The 19,007-nt window shown below is 39.3% G+C and carries 22 protein-coding genes; 12 read left to right on the top strand and 10 right to left on the bottom strand.

What is annotated here, in order from left to right; genetic code table 11:
- Positions 1 to 7 precede the first annotated feature (7 nt).
- Together B7E04_RS07035 and B7E04_RS07030 are read left to right on the top strand one after the other, a co-directional pair.
- Positions 8 to 724 carry a DUF3822 family protein gene (locus tag B7E04_RS07035; RefSeq protein ID WP_080778031.1) on the top strand — a complete coding sequence of 239 codons (717 nt, stop codon included), beginning with the start codon at positions 8 to 10 and terminating at the stop codon, positions 722 to 724.
- A gap of 83 nt (positions 725 to 807) precedes the next feature.
- Positions 808 to 1,380, top strand: a complete 573-nt coding sequence (locus tag B7E04_RS07030) for an RsmD family RNA methyltransferase (RefSeq protein WP_062653000.1) — start codon at positions 808 to 810, stop codon at positions 1,378 to 1,380.
- Here B7E04_RS07030 and B7E04_RS07025 read toward each other — a convergent pair.
- Entirely contained in the window at positions 1,377 to 1,727 is a 351-nt protein-coding gene (locus B7E04_RS07025; RefSeq protein ID WP_080778030.1) for a winged helix-turn-helix transcriptional regulator, read from the bottom strand. The two genes, B7E04_RS07030 and B7E04_RS07025, sit on opposite strands and share 4 nt — an antisense overlap.
- Before the next feature lie 84 nt (positions 1,728 to 1,811).
- On the opposite strand from B7E04_RS07025, the gene B7E04_RS07020 reads away from it, so the two are divergent.
- Entirely contained in the window at positions 1,812 to 2,411 is a 600-nt protein-coding gene (locus tag B7E04_RS07020; RefSeq protein WP_080778029.1) for a nitroreductase family protein, read from the top strand.
- Positions 2,412 to 2,467: 56 nt separating this feature from the next.
- Here B7E04_RS07020 and murI read toward each other — a convergent pair whose 3' ends face one another.
- The 6 genes from murI to B7E04_RS06990 form a co-directional block, all read right to left on the bottom strand.
- A complete protein-coding gene (gene murI, locus B7E04_RS07015) occupies positions 2,468 to 3,298 on the bottom strand; it encodes a glutamate racemase (protein ID WP_080778028.1) in 831 nt (276 codons plus the stop codon).
- Between the two features lie 42 nt (positions 3,299 to 3,340).
- Complete coding sequence (locus B7E04_RS07010; RefSeq protein WP_080778027.1) at positions 3,341 to 4,930, bottom strand: DUF4139 domain-containing protein; 1,590 nt, start codon at positions 4,928 to 4,930, stop codon at positions 3,341 to 3,343.
- A gap of 48 nt (positions 4,931 to 4,978) precedes the next feature.
- Positions 4,979 to 6,103 (bottom strand): radical SAM family heme chaperone HemW, encoded by a 1,125-nt coding sequence (hemW, locus tag B7E04_RS07005; RefSeq protein WP_080778026.1) that lies wholly within the window; start codon positions 6,101 to 6,103, stop codon positions 4,979 to 4,981.
- Between the two features lie 51 nt (positions 6,104 to 6,154).
- Positions 6,155 to 7,105, bottom strand: coding sequence for a PorP/SprF family type IX secretion system membrane protein (locus tag B7E04_RS07000; RefSeq protein WP_080778025.1), 951 nt, complete (start codon positions 7,103 to 7,105; stop codon positions 6,155 to 6,157).
- A gap of 51 nt (positions 7,106 to 7,156) precedes the next feature.
- Positions 7,157 to 8,230, bottom strand: a complete 1,074-nt coding sequence (locus B7E04_RS06995; protein ID WP_080778024.1) for an RluA family pseudouridine synthase — start codon at positions 8,228 to 8,230, stop codon at positions 7,157 to 7,159.
- Between the two features lie 72 nt (positions 8,231 to 8,302).
- Entirely contained in the window at positions 8,303 to 9,403 is a 1,101-nt protein-coding gene (locus B7E04_RS06990) for a PASTA domain-containing protein (protein WP_080778023.1), read from the bottom strand.
- Between the two features lie 154 nt (positions 9,404 to 9,557).
- Between B7E04_RS06990 and B7E04_RS06985 the strand changes: the two genes are divergently transcribed.
- The 4 genes from B7E04_RS06985 (at position 9,558) to B7E04_RS06970 (ending at position 12,256) form a co-directional block, all read left to right on the top strand.
- Complete coding sequence (locus B7E04_RS06985; protein WP_080778022.1) at positions 9,558 to 10,544, top strand: D-alanine--D-alanine ligase; 987 nt, start codon at positions 9,558 to 9,560, stop codon at positions 10,542 to 10,544.
- A 173-nt stretch (positions 10,545 to 10,717) separates the two neighbouring features.
- The gene (gene coaD, locus B7E04_RS06980; RefSeq protein ID WP_027373487.1) at positions 10,718 to 11,182 is read left to right on the top strand and encodes a pantetheine-phosphate adenylyltransferase; all 465 of its coding nucleotides are present in this window, start codon (positions 10,718 to 10,720) and stop codon (positions 11,180 to 11,182) included.
- Between the two features lie 17 nt (positions 11,183 to 11,199).
- On the top strand, positions 11,200 to 11,571 hold the full coding sequence (locus tag B7E04_RS06975; protein ID WP_228439850.1) for a four helix bundle protein: 372 nt from the start codon (positions 11,200 to 11,202) through the stop codon (positions 11,569 to 11,571).
- A 52-nt stretch (positions 11,572 to 11,623) separates the two neighbouring features.
- On the top strand, positions 11,624 to 12,256 hold the full coding sequence (locus B7E04_RS06970) for a trimeric intracellular cation channel family protein (protein WP_080778020.1): 633 nt from the start codon (positions 11,624 to 11,626) through the stop codon (positions 12,254 to 12,256).
- Between the two features lie 70 nt (positions 12,257 to 12,326).
- Here B7E04_RS06970 and B7E04_RS06965 read toward each other — a convergent pair whose 3' ends face one another.
- Together B7E04_RS06965 and B7E04_RS06960 are read right to left on the bottom strand one after the other, a co-directional pair.
- On the bottom strand, positions 12,327 to 12,896 hold the full coding sequence (locus tag B7E04_RS06965) for a tetratricopeptide repeat protein (protein WP_080778019.1): 570 nt from the start codon (positions 12,894 to 12,896) through the stop codon (positions 12,327 to 12,329).
- A gap of 135 nt (positions 12,897 to 13,031) precedes the next feature.
- Complete coding sequence (locus B7E04_RS06960) at positions 13,032 to 13,517, bottom strand: dihydrofolate reductase (protein ID WP_080778018.1); 486 nt, start codon at positions 13,515 to 13,517, stop codon at positions 13,032 to 13,034.
- Between the two features lie 73 nt (positions 13,518 to 13,590).
- Between B7E04_RS06960 and B7E04_RS06955 the strand changes: the two genes are divergently transcribed.
- From B7E04_RS06955 to B7E04_RS06935, 5 genes are all read left to right on the top strand, one after another.
- Positions 13,591 to 14,196 (top strand): LemA family protein, encoded by a 606-nt coding sequence (locus tag B7E04_RS06955; protein WP_080778017.1) that lies wholly within the window; start codon positions 13,591 to 13,593, stop codon positions 14,194 to 14,196.
- Complete coding sequence (locus tag B7E04_RS06950) at positions 14,196 to 14,624, top strand: TPM domain-containing protein (protein WP_185117070.1); 429 nt, start codon at positions 14,196 to 14,198, stop codon at positions 14,622 to 14,624. Before B7E04_RS06955 ends, B7E04_RS06950 begins: the two co-directional genes overlap by 1 nt.
- Positions 14,605 to 15,420 (top strand): TPM domain-containing protein, encoded by an 816-nt coding sequence (locus tag B7E04_RS06945; protein WP_080778015.1) that lies wholly within the window; start codon positions 14,605 to 14,607, stop codon positions 15,418 to 15,420. Before B7E04_RS06950 ends, B7E04_RS06945 begins: the two co-directional genes overlap by 20 nt.
- A gap of 188 nt (positions 15,421 to 15,608) precedes the next feature.
- On the top strand, positions 15,609 to 16,130 hold the full coding sequence (locus B7E04_RS06940; RefSeq protein ID WP_080778014.1) for an NAD(P)H-dependent oxidoreductase: 522 nt from the start codon (positions 15,609 to 15,611) through the stop codon (positions 16,128 to 16,130).
- A 3-nt stretch (positions 16,131 to 16,133) separates the two neighbouring features.
- Entirely contained in the window at positions 16,134 to 18,020 is a 1,887-nt protein-coding gene (locus tag B7E04_RS06935; RefSeq protein ID WP_080778013.1) for a monovalent cation:proton antiporter-2 (CPA2) family protein, read from the top strand.
- Between the two features lie 111 nt (positions 18,021 to 18,131).
- Here B7E04_RS06935 and B7E04_RS06930 read toward each other — a convergent pair whose 3' ends face one another.
- Entirely contained in the window at positions 18,132 to 18,968 is an 837-nt protein-coding gene (locus tag B7E04_RS06930) for a head GIN domain-containing protein (RefSeq protein WP_080778012.1), read from the bottom strand.
- Between the last annotated feature and the right edge of the window lie 39 nt (positions 18,969 to 19,007).

The following is a 19,007-nucleotide window of genomic DNA, read 5'->3' as shown; positions in this document are numbered from 1 at the left end:
TTGAAATATGAACGTACTTAATTTACTTTTTACCAAAGACGGATTAATCTACCAGATTGTAAAGAACAAAAGCATTCTGGAAGAAAAGTCTTATTTCGTTACTGAAGAAACACCGGAGAATCTTATTGAGGAGAAACTGGATGAAGTTCTTCTTAAGCAAAGGTTTGAGGAGATCCATGTGATTTCTGCACTGAATCATTTTACGCTGATGCCCGAAGGTTTTTCGGAACATGATGCCGGTTTTGAGCTGATTGCGTTCAATGCTCCGGCGGACAGGGAAAAAGAAGAACTGATGCTTTCCGTGAATAAAAAATTCGGTGTACAGTTTTATTACACGTTCCCGAAAAACTTTTATAAAAAAATTAAGGAGCTGGCAGTACCGGTTCATTTTAATTTTTCCGGAGAAAAGTTTTTAAATTCAATCCATAATAAAAATACTAAAGAGATTCACATCAATCTGTATCATAACCAGTGCGAATTTTTCGCTATCGATAACAAGAAAGTGATCCTGTACAATAATCTGGATGTGAATTCTGAAGTAGATTTTCTGTACTTCGTGATGTTTACGCTGAGTAAAATTGGTTTTGGAATCAATGAAACCAACTTTTATGCTTACGGCGAAACCACGGAAAACGAAACTTTTATCTCTGAGCTTCAGAAATTCGTCAAAAATATGAGAATTGTTTTTGACAACGTTCCTAATAAAAATTTTATACTTAATTAAAGGGATTAGGAATAAGGGAACAGGGCCTAGCCTTACTGTGTTTCCCTCGCCCCTAAAACCTGATACCTAAACCCTAACTAAATATGTTCAGAATAATTTCAGGCAAATGGAAAGCCAAAAAAATAGCTGCACCCAAAAATTTTGAAGTAAGACCCACCACGGATTTTGCCAAGGAAGCGCTGTTCAGTATCCTTGAAAATAAATACGACATGCAGTCGATTTCCGTGCTTGATCTTTTTGCAGGCATTGGCTCCATCACCTTTGAATTTGCTTCCAGAGGATGCCAGGATGTAACCTCAGTGGAGCTGAACCCAAAGCATACAAGCTTCATCAATTCTACGGCTTCGGAACTTGATATGTCTTTACAGATCAATGTTCAGCGAGGCGATGTTTTTGACTGGCTTAAAAAATTCAGAAACAAGAAAAGCTTTGAGATTGTATTTTCCGATGCTCCTTTTGAAATGGAAGAAAAAAAATATTATGAACTGCTGTCTTTGGTTTTGAACAATAAATTTGTCAAGCCCAACGGCGTTTTCATTGTAGAGCATCAGAGCAGGATGAAGCTGGAGCATCCCAATTTAATTGATACCCGGAAATACGGAAACGTAAGTTTCAGTTTTTTCGAACCGAATAAAGATGATCATCAGGAAATTTAATTCCTGATGATTTTTTTTACCGAAAGATCCGGCGCTGCCCTCCCCCAGCTGGTAATGGCTTCAATGACGGGTAGCAATGTTTTCCCGAAGTCCGTCAGTGTATATTCTACCATCAAAGGAGGTTTTTCCGTATATACTTTCCTGTTGAGGATATGATCTTCCTCAAGCTGCTTCAGTTGCAGGCTTAATGTTCTTTCTGTGATGGTAGGGATCAGTTTTCTCAGTTCGTTATATCTTTTGGGGCCATCCGTAAGATGAAATAAAATAACTGCCTTCCATTTCCCCCCGATAAACTTCATGGTTACGCTGGTACAGCATGGATATTCTTTATTGTCTATGGTATACATTTTTATACTATCATTTTTTACCGTTATTGCAAAGATAATAAACTTACATTAATTTTGTAACTATAAAAATGATAGTATAAAATTATGAACTTTTTAGAACACATGAAAAAGAGGTATACCGTTAAAAAGTATAATCCTCAGGGAAAAATAAGTGCAGAACAGATTGCAGAATTAAAGGAGATCCTTAGCTTAAGTCCCTCTTCCATCAACAGCCAGCCATGGAATTTCATTTTCGTAAATAAACCTGAGCTGAAGGAACAACTGGCGGAAGCTTCTTATTTTAACAAGGAAAAAGTCTTGGACAGCAGCCACGTCATCGTTTTTCAGGTGTTGAAAAACCCGGCGGATTTTGAAAAGCAGATTGAGGAAAACCTTCCGGAAGGCTCGGTGAATTATTACAGAACTATGGTAAAGCCCAATGGTGAGGCTGCTATTCGTTCATGGATGGGACACCAGGTTTATCTTTCGCTGGGAGTGCTTCTTTCCGCCTGCGCCGCTATGGGAATAGATTCCACGCCAATGGAAGGTATTGAACCTGAAAAATATGATGCAATCCTGAAAAATAACTCTTATGAAACGCTATTTGCAGTAGCTATCGGAAAGAGAGCAGAAACTGACAGCAACCATCCCGCAACCACTCCGAAAAGGAGGCTTAAAAGTGAAATGGTAATTGTAGAGCCGTAGTGTATAAAGGTGCTATATCAAAAATAAAGCTGTTTCGGGTGAAACAGCTTTTTGTCTTATAATACTTTCAGTTCCAGATCTATGGATTTTCCGAAGAATTTTTTGGAGATTTTCTCAAAGTTTTTCGTCAGATCCGAAAGATAGAAATGATAGCTCGGTTTTGGATTATTCTCATTAAGAAGGTGATATTTATCCAGAATGATCTTCAGGTGATTAGCTACAATATTGGGAGAATCAATCACACGAACCCTGTTTCCGTAATACTGTTTGATCTCATCAATCAGCAAAGGATAGTGGGTGCAGCCCAGAATCAAGGTTTCTATATTTTTCAGCTTGTTATTGCTCAGATAATTGTAGATAATCGCATGCGTAATCGGGTGGTTTTTAAATCCCTCTTCAATAGCAGGAACCAATAAAGGAGTGGCCAGCTCGTCTACTTTGATCCACTTATTCTGTTTTCTGATGCTTTTTTTATACAATCCGGAATTCACCGTTGCTTTCGTTGCAATAACTCCCACATTATTGTGAATCTCATACGCTACTTTTTCAGCAACAGGATTAATAACGTCTATTACTGGAACTTTTCCGTTTACAGACTGCATGACTTCGTTCAGAGCATTAGCTGTAGCTGTATTGCAGGCAATAACAATCGCTTTGCAGTTCTGCTCAAGCAGGAAATTGGTGATCTTGGTAGAATATTCTATGATTGCATCTTTTGATTTTTCACCGTACGGAAGGTGTTTGGTATCTCCGAAATAGATCAGATCCTCATGGGGAAGAAGTCTTTTGATCTCTTTGGCTACGGTAAGACCTCCCACCCCGCTATCGAAAATACCGATCGGCTGGCTTTGTGAAAGATGTGAATAATCTTGCTTTTTAGTTTTCAAGTGAGCTGAATTTTATACAAAAATACTGAATAATTGGCTATTTTAATTAAGATTACCGATTGAAAAATCTTTAGGATATCTTACTTTATAGCTTATTCTGATTTTCTTAGTTTCGGATGGGGAAATTTTAAGATTCCAGGTTAAAAATCCTTTTTCTTTATTAAGATCAGCATTATCGCTCTGGAGCAGTTCAATCTTTACGGCTTCATCTTTACTTAAAGGAATCTGATCTCTCAGATCCATTGTGACTGCCTCTTTTTTGTTATTCCTGATAATAAGATCATAGGCAAAAGTTTTTTCCTGGTAAGAGGAAAACAGCTTCTCGCTTGATTTGTCATTTACTATTTCCTTACGTATACTGATTTTTTTGTCGTCACCGAGGGTAATGCTCATTTTATCATCAGTCAGGTTAGGATTTATTCTGGTTTCCCCTACATACATATTTTCAAAGATGACACTGGCAGAACCTGAGATGAGATTGTATTTGTTGAAATCTTTGATATCTGCCACCAGATAGGCATTGGTATTATATTTTGGAACCGCATAGTACTTAAAATCGGCAGGAATTTTTATCTGTTTCAGGTTAATGAAATGGTCTTCATTATTGGAAAGTATATCGTAGGGAATGTCTGTATCAAAGCTTACGTTCAGCTGGTTTTCATTAATTTTAATGCCATAACCTACCATAACAACCTCTTCAATGTTCTGAGTTCGAACTGTATCTTTTCCACTGGAGTAGCCCAAATTTGCTCTTTCTTCATTTTTATACGAATTCAGAAACCACGGATTCATTACCGGGGCTACATTATTTCTTGAAGAACGGGCGTTGATCAGTGAGAGTTTTACGCCCTTCCAGTCCAAACCTGTATCCTGTCTCACTTTTGCTTTGAAAGTGACATCCAGAGGTTCTGTGAGCTTATTCCCTTTCACCTCATAAAACGGCTCCCAGGAAACGTTTTCTACCAGATATCCTAAATTCATTTTTGCATTTCCTGCCGTGCTGCTTACGACTTTCAGAACAAGAACGCCGTCAGAGAATGTTTCTTCAGCGTCTGCATTTGCTTTTAACCGGTTTCTTAACCTTTCCAGCTTCAGAATGGTGTCTGTATATTTTTTATTAATATCAATCTGGGCAATGCTTATTTCATTTCTTTTCGTCTTATAATATTCCGTCAGCTGCATCAGCTGGGCAACACTTGATGTATTGCTCCCTACCAAAAGCCCCTGGTTTTTGTCTAAAAGCTCCAGCGTTTTTTCATTGGTCTGCCTTTCAATATTGATTTTCGTACTAAGATTCTCTAAAATCGTAATGCTGTCTTTAATTTTTTTCCCGCTGGGGTTATTGGTTTCAGAATATTTTGAATCGTAACCGTCTCTGTATTGAGCGGAAAGAACGGAGATCTCTTTATTATTGGTATTGATCTGTACCGATTTTTCTACAATTTCATCCGAAATATTGGTGATAACGATCTCAGAGTTTCCGGCAGGCACAGACACATTGATGATGTTCTGGAGCTCCGCAGACGTTCTGTACATATTTACTGCATTAACTTTTGCTTTTGTAAATATTGGTTTTTGAGAAAAGTGCAGAACGCCTAAAAAAAGAAAAAATAACAATACGTTTTTCCTCATGGTGATAGTTTTTATTTAAGTATATATTCAAATATACACTAATAAATATTACACCAAAAATAAATCTGAAGCAATTCCATCCGCCATAAACCAGTGCTTTTCCGGTATTTTCAAATGGTTGTTTTCGGTGATCAGAATTCCTTCTTCTAATTTGGATTTGATCTCATGATGAAAATGCTCCAGAACTTTTCCGGAGAATTTCCGGCTTAGACTTTCAAGATCTACTCCCCAGATGGTTCTCAGGCCAATCATGATCATTTCATTGAACTGGTCTTCCTGGGACAGGATTTCTTCTTCTTTGGCCAGAATTCCGGTATGCAATTTTTTAATGTACTGCTGATTGTTGGCCACGTTCCAGCTTCTCACATCAAAACCGTTGTAAGAGTGCGCTGAGGGACCTATTCCCAGATATTCTCTATATTTCCAGTAAGCCGAATTATGCCTTGAATAAAAGCCGGGTTTTGCAAAATTGGAGACTTCATAATGTTCAAATCCGTTGTCTTTTAAGAAATCAGACAGGTAATAGAATTCTTTATTCTGCTCTTCTTCCCGCGGACTTGAAATTTTACCTTTCGAAATCCAGTTTTCCAAAGCTGTTTTAGGTTCTACGGTCAGTGCATAAGATGAAACATGCGGAACTTCAAGTGCGATGGTCTTGTTTAAATTCTCTTTCCAGATCTCCAGATTGGAGGTTGGTGAACCGTAAATTAAATCTATACTTAAATTTTCAAATCCAAAATCCTGAGCCCTCTTGATGGAACCTTCTGCTTCTGAAGCATTATGGGCACGGTTCATCATTTTAAGATCTTCATCAAAAAAGCTCTGGGTTCCGATAGAGAGCCGGTTAACCGGAGAATCTGCAAGCTGTTTTAAGAAATTTTTATCCAGATCATCCGGATTCGCTTCTAAAGTAACTTCAATATCATGGTCAAAACTGAAATATTTCAGCACCTCATCAATCATGGAACGGATTTCATCTGCAGAAAGGATAGACGGAGTGCCGCCTCCAAAATACAGTGATTTTAAGCTCGTGTCCTGCAGCTCATCTTTCCTCAGTCTTATTTCGGTCTTCATGGCACTGATCATTTCATCTTTAAAATTCAAAGAGGTGGAAAAGTGAAAATTGCAGTAGCTGCATTTCTGTCTGCAGAATGGAATGTGAATATATATCATAAAAAAAGCTCTGAAAATTTCAGAGCTCAAATTTATTTAAATTAAATCATATTAGTATCTATATCCTCTATGATTAATAAAGTTATCAAAGTTATAGCCTAAGCTGATCATGAAGCTGTTCCCTCCGTAAGTCTGGATATCAGACATTCCGATGTTGTAGGTAGCTCCCACCATGAACTTGTTAAATCTTACTTTAACAACCGGTGCCACCTGAAGCTGCTGGCTGTCGAATCTGTTCTGTACCGTTCTGTAGCTTACTCCGGCAGAGAATGAGTTGATATCATTAAAGAAAGTCGCCATTAAGTTATAGTCGATCATTCTGGTTGAATTGGTATTCAGGTTGATCAACGCTGATGGCGTTACATAGATATTGTCCGCAAAATGCCAGTTGTATCCTAAGTTTAAGAAGAATTTAATTGGTGAAGGCTCAATTCCGTTTACGATAGCCTTATCATTGCTTAGTGCGATATCGTTTACCGATACTCCCGCAAAAATGTTTCTATAGGTAGCTGCTGCTCCGAAGTTGGCATATGCCATAAAAATATTCCCTTCTTTTCCGATCAATAATGGATCATAACCATCTTCAACGTTCACTGAAGTATAGTCGAAGTTCATATTATAGAATGAAACACTGGTACCAAAAGAGAACTGGTCTTTTCTTTCTCCTTCACTACTTAGTGGAATAAAGTATGACGCTCCTGCCGTGATTCCTCCTGCCGAAATAGGCCCGTTACTATCTCTGAAAATAGAAAGCCCTGCTCCTACTCTGTCGAAGATGTTCCCGTTGATTCCTATAGACTGCGTATTTGGAGAATCGCTAAACTTGTCAAATTGCTTGTGGTAATTAGCATTAAGCTGCACGTAATCGGTCTTTCCGTACTGAGCTGGGTTGAACAGGAATTCACCATCCAGAAGATATTGCTGATAATATGGTAGTGATTCTTGTGCTTTGTATGCATTTGACAAAAGAGCTAAACATACGATAGCATATAGTTTTCTCATAACAAATCTTGATTTCAATTCAACAAATATAAAAAAATTCTCAATATATTTTTAGTTTTCTAAATAATTTCTCCATTTTTTTACAGCATCCGCCATATCTTTCGGCATTGGGCTCTCAAAGTATAATTCCTTTCTTGTAGTAGGATGTATAAACCCTAATGTATGCGCATGAAGGGCATGTCTTGGCAGGATCTCAAATACATTTTTTATAAACTGCTTATACTTAGGAAGATTCACGCCTCTCAGCGGGGTATCGCCTTCATATCTTTCATCATTAAATAAAGTATGGCCTATATGTTTGAAATGAGCCCTGATCTGGTGGGTTCTTCCCGTTTCAAGTTTACATTCCACCCAAGTCATATATTTAAAACGCTCCAATACCTTATAATGGGTCACTGCATGTTTCCCGTGACTTCCATCTTCATAAACGGACATCTGCATCCTGTTTTTCGGGTGTCTTCCAATATGCCCTCTGATGGTCCCTTCGTCTTCCTGAGGATTTCCCCAGACAAAAGCCCAATACAATCTTTTGGTGGTCCTGTTGAAAAACTGTTTCGCTAAAAAGCTCAGTGCAAATTCATTTTTCGCAATAACGATAAGCCCCGATGTGTCTTTATCAATCCTGTGAACAAGACCCACCCTGTCCAGATCGGATTTCAGCCCGATTTTTTCAAAATGGAAAGCCAGTGCATTCACCAACGTTTTGTCATAATTTCCATGTCCGGGATGCACCACCATTCCAGGCTCTTTGTCTACTACCAGCAGATCATCATCTTCATAAACGATATTTACAGGAATATCTTGTGGAATAATAATATTTTCTCTTGGCGGATGAGCCAGAAGCACCGAAATCTGGTCACCCGGCTTCACGCGGTAGTTCTGTTTCACCACATTTCCGTTCACCACGACATTTCCGGCTCTGCAGCTCTGTGAAATTTTATTCCGTGAAGAGTTTTGTCTGAAGGTCAATAAGAACTTATCGATTCTTGTAGACTCCTGATTTCGATCAACCGTAATATTAAGATGCTCGTAAAGCCCCTTATTTTCCTCATCAATATCGATATTCCCGAGACTGTCCGACTCTAATAATTCCTCTTCTAAAAAATCTTCGTTATCTTCTGCCATTATTTTATTTTTTTACACAAAAGGCCCCAACATTTTGCAGTTGAAGCCTATATATTATATAATAAATTGTTATTATTCTACGACTACTTTCTTAGCCTTTGGTTTCTGAGCAGGCTGCTGTGCCGTATTTCCGGATGCAGGTTTATTGCTGCTTCCTGAGTTCTGACTGCCTGTCGTTGTGGTCTTAGGCTTTTCTGCGGTGGTTCCTGAAGGTTTTACTCCGGTTGCCGCACTTGTTTTAGGCTGTTCCGTTTTCACAGGTTCCGTTTTTGGAACTTCTTTTCTAGGTACAGGTGCTGCTGCAGGCGGATCAAAAGTAGGCTCCTGATGAACAGGAACTTCGTCATAATGCACCGGTGGCAGTGATGTATCTACCTTCATACGGTAAATAGAGTTCAGCTGTTCCACTTTAGCCCTAAGCTCAGCAGGAGTTCTCTTACTGGCCCAAAGGTCAATCTGCATGCCCTGGTCTCTTACGTCCCCGGCCGCAGGATCCTGATAATAGATAATATCAGATTCATCTTTACTTCCGTCTTCATGCTCTACCAATCCTACTTCAAACATGCTTTTGGCAATAACCGCTCTGGCTTCTTTAACAGAAAGCCCTACTACACTAGGAATGGAGATATTTCTCATAGGTCCTGAACCTACCACCACATCAATTACGGAAAATCTAGGAAGACGTGCCCCCGGATTCACTGCATTTCCTTTATATAATATCCTTAAAAGAGCATCTTTCTGGATACTCGGCTCATAGATGGTATCATTAATTTTAAGGCCTACCTGGTCCAGTCTCTGGAAAGCCAGCCCTGAATATCTGTTGATTACATCCGGAACGGTAATAGGTGCCCATGTTCTTGGGTTCACCACAATTCTCACCAGTGATCCCGGCTTTACGCGGGAGCTGGATAACGGGTGCATCTTTAACACCTGAAAAGGCTTATATTTAGGATTGTATTCTGCACTGTCCACTTCATATTCCAGTCCGGTATCTTCCAGTATCTTTACGGCATCGTACACCGATTTGTTAATAACATTGGGCACAGGAATTTCCTGACCATGATTGGTATGATATTCCAGCCAGCGGAAAGTAAGCCACACCAACCCCACAAAAACACCGATGGCGACTACTAAATTCAGTAAAACTTTCCAATTGAAAAGTGATTTAAGCATACTTAAAAATACTTTAATTATAACGGCAAATATAGCTAATAATTTTAAATGTGCTTTTATTTAACACAATTCATTTCAATTTTAAAATTTCTGAATTTCCCGTATTGCATTACATAAAATGATTAAATTTGCCTTAACAGATACTATAATGGTTATGAGCAAAAAAAGTGTTGCCGTTGTTATGGGAGGCTATTCTGATGAATATGTGGTTTCCTTAAAAAGCGGTCAGTTGATTTATGATTCTCTGGACAGAAATCTATATGATGTATATAAAGTGGTTATCCTTAAAGATGAATGGTATTTTTTAGGGGAAAACGACAAAAAATATGAAATCAACCGTGGGGATTTTTCAGTAACATTGAATAACAATGAAAAGCTAAAATTTGATGCCTGTTTCAACATTATCCACGGAACTCCGGGCGAAAACGGAATTCTTCAGGCCTACTGGGATGCCATAGGACAGAAATATACCGGATGTGATTTCTACCAGAGTGCTTTAACCTTCAATAAAAAAGATACATTAGCTGTATTGTCCAAATACGGAATTCCTTCCGCCAAAAGCATTTATTTAAGAAAAGGGGAAGAAATCAATACGGATGAGATTGTAGAAACCCTTGGCCTTCCGGTTTTCGTGAAACCCAACCAGTCAGGATCTTCTCTTGGGATCTCAAAAGTAAAAGAAAAATCAGAACTGATTGCCGCTACAGAAATAGCTTTCAAAGAAGATGATGAAATCCTGATTGAAAGTTTCCTGGACGGCATGGAAGTTTCCGTAGGCGTTATCGATTACAAAGGAGAAACCATCGTTCTGGGAATCACAGAAATTGTTCCAACCAATGAATTTTTCGATTATGAAGCTAAATATGAAGGCGCTTCAGAAGAGATCACGCCGGCAAGAATTGATGATGCCACAAGAATCAGAGTGGAGGAAATTTCAAAAAGAGCCTACAATTCCCTTGGGATGAGCGGATTTTCAAGAAGTGAGTTCATCCTGATGGACGGTATTCCTTACATGCTTGAAATGAATACCAATCCAGGATTCTCACCAGCAAGTATTCTCCCACAACAGGCGAAAATTTACGGAATATCCATTACAGACCTTTGTGGAAACGAAGTAGAAAAAGCGTTGAATAAGAAATAGAAATTAGAAGTTAGATATTAGAGGTTAGAAGTTAGAGTATGGAAGTCAGAAGGGAGAAGGTTGGAGGTTTATCATTTGTTATCAAGGCTAAACCGAAAACTCGTAACTCATAACTCATAACTCATAACTCATAACTTATAATTCGCAACCCCATAACACGAAACCCGTACAACATGAAAATTGCTGTTTTTCCGGGATCTTTTGATCCTATTACCCTGGGACATTATGATATCATTGAAAGAGCGGCACCGCTTTTTGACAAACTGATTATCGCCATCGGGCAGAATTCCCAGAAAAAATATATGTTTCCGCTGGAAAAAAGAATGGAGTTTATCCAAAATTCCGTGGCGGAATTTCCCAATGTAGAAGTAGATTATTTTGAAGGATTAACGGTAGATTACTGCTTCGAAAAAAATGCACAGTACATCATCAGGGGTTTAAGAAATCCTGCCGATTTCGAATTTGAAAAAGCCATCGCCCACACCAACCGTACGCTAGCCCACAAAAAACTGGAAACTGTTTTCTTACTGACCTCATCCGGAAAATCTTTCATCAGCAGCAGCATTGTAAGAGAGATCATCAACCACGGCGGCGAATATGAGCTGCTGGTTCCGGACTCGGTGAGAGTAGAAAGATAAGTAATGAGTAATAGGTAATGAGTAATCTTGGAGCTATGGATTATAATCAGGTATTCAGGGAGAGAACTAAGAATTTCTCTGTTCTTGTGATTAAATCTCTTTCATCATTACCTTATTCAGATGCTCTTTCGGTTATAAGAAAGCAAATTATAAGATCAGCTACATCTGTTGCAGCCAATTACAGAGCTGTTTCAAGAGCAAGATCCGAAAAGGAAAAATTTGCGAAGCTGTGTATCGTGGTAGAAGAAATTGATGAAACTCAGCTCTGGCTCGAAATTATAGAAGAACTGGAATATCTGAGTCCAGAAAAGATGGTTGAATTAAAATCAGAATGTGAAGAACTTGTAAAGGTGATGACTACCTATAAATTTAAATTATCCCAACTTTAAATGGCATAATTTTTATTACTCATTACCGATTACTCATTACCCATAAACACATATGCACGAACAGTTCAATTTTGCCATAGAAGTACTCGGTACCATTTCCTTTGCGATGTCAGGGAGTTTTGCGGCAATGCAGAAAAGACTGGATCCGTTCGGGGTTCTGATTATTGCGTTCGTGACTTCTGTGGGTGGGGGAACGGTGAGAGATCTTCTTCTGGATATTCCTGTTTTCTGGATGCATGACCTGCTGACCTGTGCCCTGATCCTGGGAACAAGTATTTTTGCCATGATCTTTAAGTCTATTGAAAAGAATTTTAAGGTAACCCTTTTTATTTTTGACAGCTTCGGACTGGGACTGTTTACCATTATCGGGGTTCAGAAAGGGCTCAATGCCGAAATTCATCCACTGATCTGTATTGCATTGGGAACTATTACCGGCTGTTTCGGAGGGATTATCCGGGATATTCTCCTCAACCGGATTCCACTGATCTTCAGAAAAGAAATTTATGCCACCGCATGTATTGTAGGAGGATCTGCGTTCCTGCTCATGACGAAGTTTATTCCGCTTTCCTATACTTTTATCCAGATTTTCACTATTTTACTGATTGTGGCGATCAGAACGCTGGCTGTGAAATACCAGTGGCAGATGCCTAAGTTTTATGGCTATGACCAGAATTCTGAGATGTAATAGATTTATGTAAAATTTAAAATAAAAAAGCACCCGGTTCAGGTGCTTTTTATGTTTTCTATAAGTTTTCTTAGAAGAATTTTCCTCTCTGTCTCATATTCGGGTTGTGCATATGCTTCTGCATGGAAGGCATTTTCAGCTGATCTTTCATCATTTTGATCTGGTCCGTCATCATTCCGGCGCTGTCTAATCTTTTGGCTTCTTCAAGAAGTTTCTGCCCTTCCTGTTTTCTCCCTTTGGAAATAGCTGCTGCTGCTAGGTTCAGGGTAGCCATTGCTCTGTCGTGCTTCATGTTCAGTCCGTATTCCAGAGCTTTTTTCATCAGAGGTTCCACTTTTGCAGGATGTTCCTGGGCTTGTGTGAGTCCCTGCAGATAATGAAAATACCCATATTGGGATTTGTGAAGCTGCGCCTGGTAATTGGTGATACTGGTTAACCATTGTGCTGCTTTTTCCATATTCTGTTTTCTCAGCTGCCAGAAGGCAAGCAGGATGTATTCATTTTTAAAGAAAAGTAAAATAGGCAGTGCTGCCAGAAGGAAAACTACAATCCCCCAGCCCAGACTTCTTGTGAAAAACATCATATAAAGTCCTAAAAGTATAAGAACTGCTGCAATTACAATTTTTATGTACTTATTCATTGTTCAATTTTAGAAGTGCAAAGATAATAAAATTTAAAGTTTTTACGAGTTTAAAGTTCAGAGTTTAAAGTTTAAGTTTTGACAACAGAGCGTTTAGAACTCATCATTCATTACTCATTACTCATCCCTTAGAAATTAAATTCTTTCATAGGTCTGAAAACAGAAATCATATTGATTTTTTTCATCTTTTTCATGACAGATTTCATCTGTTTTCTTCCAGATTTTCTCATTGATTTTCGGAAAGAAGGTATCTGCTTCCAGATCAGCTTTCACCAGGGTTACTTCCAGTTTATCAACAATCTCCATCGTCTGCTCATAAATATTCCCGCCACCGATAATAAACACATTTTCATCAATTTTCTTCGCAAATTTTACTGCTTCTTTAATACTTCCCACAATCAGGATCCCTTCTTCAAACCAGTCTTTCTTTCTGGAAATTACAATATTGGTGCGGTTCGGCAAAGGTTTTCCAATGCTTTCATAGGTTTTTCGTCCCATAATTACCGGATGCCCGGAAGTAATATCTTTAAAGTGTTTCAGATCTTTCGGAAGATGCCACAGCAGTTGATTTTTAAAACCAATCTCATTCTTCTCTCCCATAGCCACCACTATTGTTGTCATTCTAATAATTTTTCACAAAATTAGCACATAATTTGTATATTTGATTAGCACAAAAAATTAAAAAAAATAAACTATGAAAAATAAAGGCTGCCTGAGTGCAGGAACTATCGGTATTGCACTGCTTATCATTGTTGGTGTCATCTTCTTCTGGGGGAAAAACGGGTATAACAATTTTGTTTCGAAAGAGCAGAATGTGAATTCCAAATGGTCTAATATAGAGACTGTGTATCAGAAAAGGGCGAACCTTATTCCGAACCTGGAAAGAACAGTGAAATCCTATTCAAAATTCGAGCAGGAAACGCTTACAAAAGTGGTGGAAGCACGTTCAAAAGCTACTTCTATCAACATTGATCCAACGAATATGACGGAAGCTGACCTGGCTAAATTCCAGGCTGCCCAGGGTGAATTATCCGGTGCACTGAGCAGATTAATGGCTGTGGTAGAATCTTATCCGAACTTAAAGGCTGATCAGCAGTACATCAATTTCCAGAGAGAATATACGGCAATTGAAAACAGCATCAGAACCGAAACGGTGTATTATAATGATGCGGCCAAAGATTATAATACAACCATCAAGACGTTCCCGAATAATATTCTGGCTAATTTTACCAACTTTAAAGAAAAACCTTTCTTCAAGGCAGAAGCCGGTGCAGAAAAAGCACCTGAAGTATTTAAATAATGAACCGTTTTCTGACAAATGAGCAGATCAATTCCTTAGTGGATGCGATACAATCTGCGGAAGAACATTCTACAGGCGAGATCAGGATACACATTGACTCGAATACGGAAACGGAAAATGCACAGACTGCATTTGAAGTTTTCAAAGAACTCTGTATGAATAAAACCGCCGACAGGAATGCCGTGCTTTTTCATGTAAATTTTGAACAGAAATATCTTACCATCATTGGTGATATCGGGATTCATGACAAAGTGCACCAGTCGTACTGGGATCACCTGCACGACTACATCACTGCTGAATTTGCCAAAGGAAATTATTATAAAGCTTTAAAAAGCGGCATTCTGGAAACCGGTCTTGAACTAAAAAAATATTTTCCTGTAGAGGGAAAAAATCCCAATCAGCTGTCTAATGAGATTACATTCTCTTAAAATAGTATTTTCATTTCTATTCTTCTGCTTTTACACTTTTGTATCAGCACAGTACACGATTCCGCCAAAACCGGCGGTGCTGTATCCTGTGTTTGATGAAGCGGGACTGCTTAGCCAGCAGGAAAAAGATGAACTGAATAATAAGCTGATAAAATTTGCAGATTCCACTTCCACAGAAATTGAAGTGATCATTATCCCTTCCACAAAAGGAGAAGATGTCAATTTCCTGGCAACGATGTTCGGCCAGCAATGGGGCATCGGGAAAAAAGGCGTGGATAACGGTGTGGTATTCCTTATTGCTACTGAAGACAGAACCGTGTCTATCCAGCAGGGACGGGCTGTAGAACAGTATCTCACAGCTTCCGTAGCGGGCCAGATCCTTGATTATATTGTTACACCCAATTTCAGACAGGGATTATGGTACGAGGGGATCAACCGTGGTACTTCCGCAATCATGGAAGCGGTTCAGGGAAAATTCAAACCACAGGAAACCACAGCACCTTCAGGAAATGGCAGTGCTTTTAAAATCCTTATTATCGCATTTGTCATTTTTATACTCCTTGCCATTATCTTTGGCAGCAGAGGCGGAGGGCGCGGCGGCGGCAATAATGACGACGATGATGTGATTATCACCAGACGAGGGCGCAGAAATTATCCAGGCGGATTCTTTCCTTTCCCGGGCAGCTTCGGAGGAGGAGGCTTTGGTGGCGGAAGCTCCGGCGGTGGCGGAGGAGGATTCGGCGGCTTTGGAGGCGGAGGAAGCTTTGGCGGAGGCGGTGCTTCCGGCGGATGGTAAACAGGTATAACCAAATTCAATATAATCGGGCTCACTGCCCGATTTTTTATTTAAAACACTAAAATCACATCATTTCTTTGACTTATTACAATATGAATTTCATATTTTCATATTAAAAAATTAATAAAACCATACAAAACCCGTCTTTTATTCAATATTTTTTCGTTATATTTACTGAAAACAGGTTTATGAAGAAGACGCTGGTAGTTTTTGCACATCCCTATTTAGAGCACTCCAATTCCAATGTAGAGCTTATTAATTTTTATGTCCGCCACCAGCATTATACCCTTAGGGATCTTTACGAGGAATATCCGGATTTTCACATCGCTGCATTCAGGGAAAGGAAAAGATTGAAAAACTATGATCGTTTTGTTTTTCAGTTTCCGCTGATCTGGTTTGGAATGCCTCCTCTTTTACGGTTATGGATTGATGAAGTTTTCGACCGGGACTGGCTCAGGGAAGGTGAAATTAATCCTTTGGAAGGAAAAGAAGTCTACATCCTGATCACAACAGGCGGAAAAGAACGGTCATTTACAAAAAACGGAACCTATCAGTACACGGTAGAAGAACTGGTGAGCGGTCTCATCGTTTCTTTAAAGGTTTTCAAGACTGATATCAAACATATTAAAATTGTTTATGAGGCTAATAAACTGAGCAAAAAAGATATCATTCTACATAAAAAAGAATTTGCAGAACTACTTAACCAATAATTTATGGAGTCCAGCTTAGCAATGAACACTCTACTTTTCTTAGGTGTAGCCATTATTATGGTTCCGCTGGCGAGAAAATTCGGGCTCAGTTCAGTGATTGGGTATATTTTAGGGGGAATTATCATTGGTCCGTATGTATTGCGGCTTACCGGGAAAGATGTTAATGATATTATGCATGCCAGTGAATTTGGGGTGATTATGCTGTTATTTCTGGTAGGATTGGAACTGGAACCCCGTAAATTCTGGGAAATGCGGAAGAAAATTGTCGGGCTCGGGCTTACACAGATGCTTCTCTCGATCTCACTCCTTTTCCTTGTGTTCCTGAGCGCAGGATGGCGGATAGATAAAGCCATTGCCATTGCCATGTGTTTTGCCCTGTCATCCACGGCTATTGTACTCCAGACGCTTCAGGAGAAAAATAATCTGAAGACCACAGCCGGAGAAGCTTCGTTCTCTACCCTTTTGTTCCAGGATATTGCCGTAATCCCCATTTTAGCTATTCTTCCGATTATCGCCAACTATAAATCAAGCCACCATGATAACGAGATCCAGATCCTTATCCAGAAACTTCCGGAATGGCTGCAGGCCGGGACCGTAATTTTAGGAGTAGCTATTCTGATCCTTTTGGGACGCTATGTATTTGTTCCTTTTTTAAGATATGTTTCAAAATCGGGGATGACGGAACTGCTCACTGCTTCGTCTTTATTTCTGGTGATCGGGGTTTCGGAGCTTATGGCAGGTATAGGACTATCTCCGGCATTGGGCGCGTTCCTGGCAGGGGTTATGCTGGCCAACAGTGAGTTCCGGCATGAGCTGGAAGCGCAGATCAATCCGTTTAAAGGACTTCTTCTTGCCGTATTCTTTGTAAGCGTAGGTTCCACCATCAATTTTAATATTATCCAGAAAGATCCTGTTTTTATTTTTTCTACAGTCTTTGCTGTGCTGGCTGTTAAATTTATTGTTCTGTACGCCATCGGCAAATTTTTCAGGATCGATACCTCACAGAGCCTATTTTATGCTTTTGCGCTTTCTCAGGTAGGAGAGTTTGCATTCGTCCTGCTCAATTACGCCTCAGACCTTTATCTGCTGGGACCTGAAATGAATGCCCAGATGATGGCGGTAACAGCTATTACCATGTGTATCACTCCTATCCTGCTTATTATCAACGACAAATTTATAACTCCGAAATTCATTAAAGAAATTCCTGAAGATGAAAATGATTTTAGTATCCTGGACAATGATGTAAGCCAGAAGAAGATTATCATTGTAGGCTTTGGACATTTCGGCAGTACGGTAGGTCGTCTTTTAAAGGCCAATAAAATTTCGGCAACAGTCCTGGACAGGGATTCAGACCGCGTGAAATTATTGAGAAGCTATGGTTTTAAAGTCTATTATGGGGATGCCACAAGAATTCCTATTTTAAGGGCAGCCGGAATTGAAGATGCAGAAATTTTAGTCTTATGCCTGGATGATCCGGATGACAATAAGTTTATTGCAGATCTTGTACGGGAACATTATCCGAAGGTAAGGATTTTTGTACGGGCCAAAAACAGGATTGACGCTTACAATTATCTCAACAACGGGATTGAAAATATTTACCGTGAAACTCTGGGAACTGCTGTGGATATGGCAGTAGACGTCCTGCATGAAACCGGTATGAGAAAATATGCGGCAAGGCGCCTCGGGCAGCGGTTTATGGCTATTGATAAAGCTTCTATCAGAAGGCTCGCCAAAGCAAAGGATGATGATGAGATCCTATTATTTACTACAAAAGAAATCCTCCAGCGTGAGGAGGAATTACTGGCTTATGACAACCTTAATTTTGATAACAGGAATTGGGAAGGTTCTTCGTCAGTAGATGAAGAAAATGACGAGGAAAATGAAACCTGATTTCTAAAAAAGTATTCTGTCACAAAATTCTCTGCAGATTTTATATTACAAAAAAATAACCCCTTAACTTAGAGTTAAAGGGTTATCCTTATATTTATTTAAATAATCTGCCTATTGAACACTTACACTTCCGCCACTGCTTTCCTGCTTGGTGATGGTCTTAAGCTCACCTCTTTTGGAAACATCAACACTTCCTCCGGAGGAAGCTTCTGCATTCAGGGAAGAAACAGCGCTGATCATAATACTGGCACCACTTGATGCATCCAGTTTTGCATTGTCTGCCACAACTTCTTTGGCATTTACACTGCTTGCTGATGAAGAACTGATGTCTGCATTCTTGGTTTTACCCGAAATATCAATACTTGCCGCGGAAGAGGCATCAATGTCAAGATCTACCGCCCATACTTTTCCGTTGAAACTGCTGCTGCTGTCCGCTGAAATATCAAAGTCATTGGCTTCCAGATCTCCGGAAACACTGGCAGCGCTGGATATATCAATATCCATTTTATCCTGCGTAAATTTATCCTTGATTACAATGCTTGCTGCAGAATTGGCTGTAAGTTTAGAGAAATCTTTGGTATAGATTTTTGCTTTCACATTGTGGCTGTTCATCACCCGGATTCCGCGTTTGTAGTGGATATGAAGCTTTCCGTTATCATTATCCACAAGAATTTCGTTAATGATATTCTCTGAAGCAGAAAGAACCACTTTTTCAACATCCGATTTAATGATTTCAGCAGATATAGCTTGTGAAACCTCTATTTCATCAAAATCTCCGTTAAACGTTTTTTCTCTCACAGGGCCGCTTTCTTTGTCGATCACTTTGTCTACCCAGCCATTATTATTGTTATCGTTGTTATTGTTCCCATTGTTTCTTCTGTCATGCTTTTCATTACATGAGGCCATCAGCGCAACGGCTGAGAATACAAAAAGAGTTGTTGATTTCATGTTTACTGCTTTTATAAATTAAGTTTTTAATATCTTTAT

Source organism: Chryseobacterium phocaeense, assembly GCF_900169075.1.
Taxonomy (GTDB): Bacteria; Bacteroidota; Bacteroidia; order Flavobacteriales; family Weeksellaceae; genus Chryseobacterium; species Chryseobacterium phocaeense.
The sequence above is the reverse complement of the archived record's forward strand: the minus strand, read 5'-3'. Positions and strand labels throughout refer to the sequence as shown.

What these genes read in the sequence shown, in the direction of transcription:
- B7E04_RS07035 (WP_080778031.1), top strand. Translation starts at nt 8, where the DNA reads ATGAACGTACTTAATTTACTTTTTACCAAAGACGGATTAATCTACCAG.
- B7E04_RS07030 (WP_062653000.1), top strand. Translation starts at nt 808, where the DNA reads ATGTTCAGAATAATTTCAGGCAAATGGAAAGCCAAAAAAATAGCTGCA.
- B7E04_RS07025 (WP_080778030.1), bottom strand. Translation starts at nt 1,727, where the DNA reads ATGTATACCATAGACAATAAAGAATATCCATGCTGTACCAGCGTAACC.
- B7E04_RS07020 (WP_080778029.1), top strand. Translation starts at nt 1,812, where the DNA reads ATGAACTTTTTAGAACACATGAAAAAGAGGTATACCGTTAAAAAGTAT.
- B7E04_RS07010 (WP_080778027.1), bottom strand. Translation starts at nt 4,930, where the DNA reads ATGAGGAAAAACGTATTGTTATTTTTTCTTTTTTTAGGCGTTCTGCAC.
- hemW (WP_080778026.1), bottom strand. Translation starts at nt 6,103, where the DNA reads ATGATATATATTCACATTCCATTCTGCAGACAGAAATGCAGCTACTGC.
- B7E04_RS07000 (WP_080778025.1), bottom strand. Translation starts at nt 7,105, where the DNA reads ATGAGAAAACTATATGCTATCGTATGTTTAGCTCTTTTGTCAAATGCA.
- B7E04_RS06995 (WP_080778024.1), bottom strand. Translation starts at nt 8,230, where the DNA reads ATGGCAGAAGATAACGAAGATTTTTTAGAAGAGGAATTATTAGAGTCG.
- B7E04_RS06990 (WP_080778023.1), bottom strand. Translation starts at nt 9,403, where the DNA reads ATGCTTAAATCACTTTTCAATTGGAAAGTTTTACTGAATTTAGTAGTC.
- B7E04_RS06985 (WP_080778022.1), top strand. Translation starts at nt 9,558, where the DNA reads ATGAGCAAAAAAAGTGTTGCCGTTGTTATGGGAGGCTATTCTGATGAA.
- coaD (WP_027373487.1), top strand. Translation starts at nt 10,718, where the DNA reads ATGAAAATTGCTGTTTTTCCGGGATCTTTTGATCCTATTACCCTGGGA.
- B7E04_RS06975 (WP_228439850.1), top strand. Translation starts at nt 11,200, where the DNA reads ATGAGTAATCTTGGAGCTATGGATTATAATCAGGTATTCAGGGAGAGA.
- B7E04_RS06970 (WP_080778020.1), top strand. Translation starts at nt 11,624, where the DNA reads ATGCACGAACAGTTCAATTTTGCCATAGAAGTACTCGGTACCATTTCC.
- B7E04_RS06965 (WP_080778019.1), bottom strand. Translation starts at nt 12,896, where the DNA reads ATGAATAAGTACATAAAAATTGTAATTGCAGCAGTTCTTATACTTTTA.
- B7E04_RS06960 (WP_080778018.1), bottom strand. Translation starts at nt 13,517, where the DNA reads ATGACAACAATAGTGGTGGCTATGGGAGAGAAGAATGAGATTGGTTTT.
- B7E04_RS06955 (WP_080778017.1), top strand. Translation starts at nt 13,591, where the DNA reads ATGAAAAATAAAGGCTGCCTGAGTGCAGGAACTATCGGTATTGCACTG.
- B7E04_RS06950 (WP_185117070.1), top strand. Translation starts at nt 14,196, where the DNA reads ATGAACCGTTTTCTGACAAATGAGCAGATCAATTCCTTAGTGGATGCG.
- B7E04_RS06945 (WP_080778015.1), top strand. Translation starts at nt 14,605, where the DNA reads ATGAGATTACATTCTCTTAAAATAGTATTTTCATTTCTATTCTTCTGC.
- B7E04_RS06940 (WP_080778014.1), top strand. Translation starts at nt 15,609, where the DNA reads ATGAAGAAGACGCTGGTAGTTTTTGCACATCCCTATTTAGAGCACTCC.
- B7E04_RS06935 (WP_080778013.1), top strand. Translation starts at nt 16,134, where the DNA reads ATGGAGTCCAGCTTAGCAATGAACACTCTACTTTTCTTAGGTGTAGCC.
- B7E04_RS06930 (WP_080778012.1), bottom strand. Translation starts at nt 18,968, where the DNA reads ATGAAATCAACAACTCTTTTTGTATTCTCAGCCGTTGCGCTGATGGCC.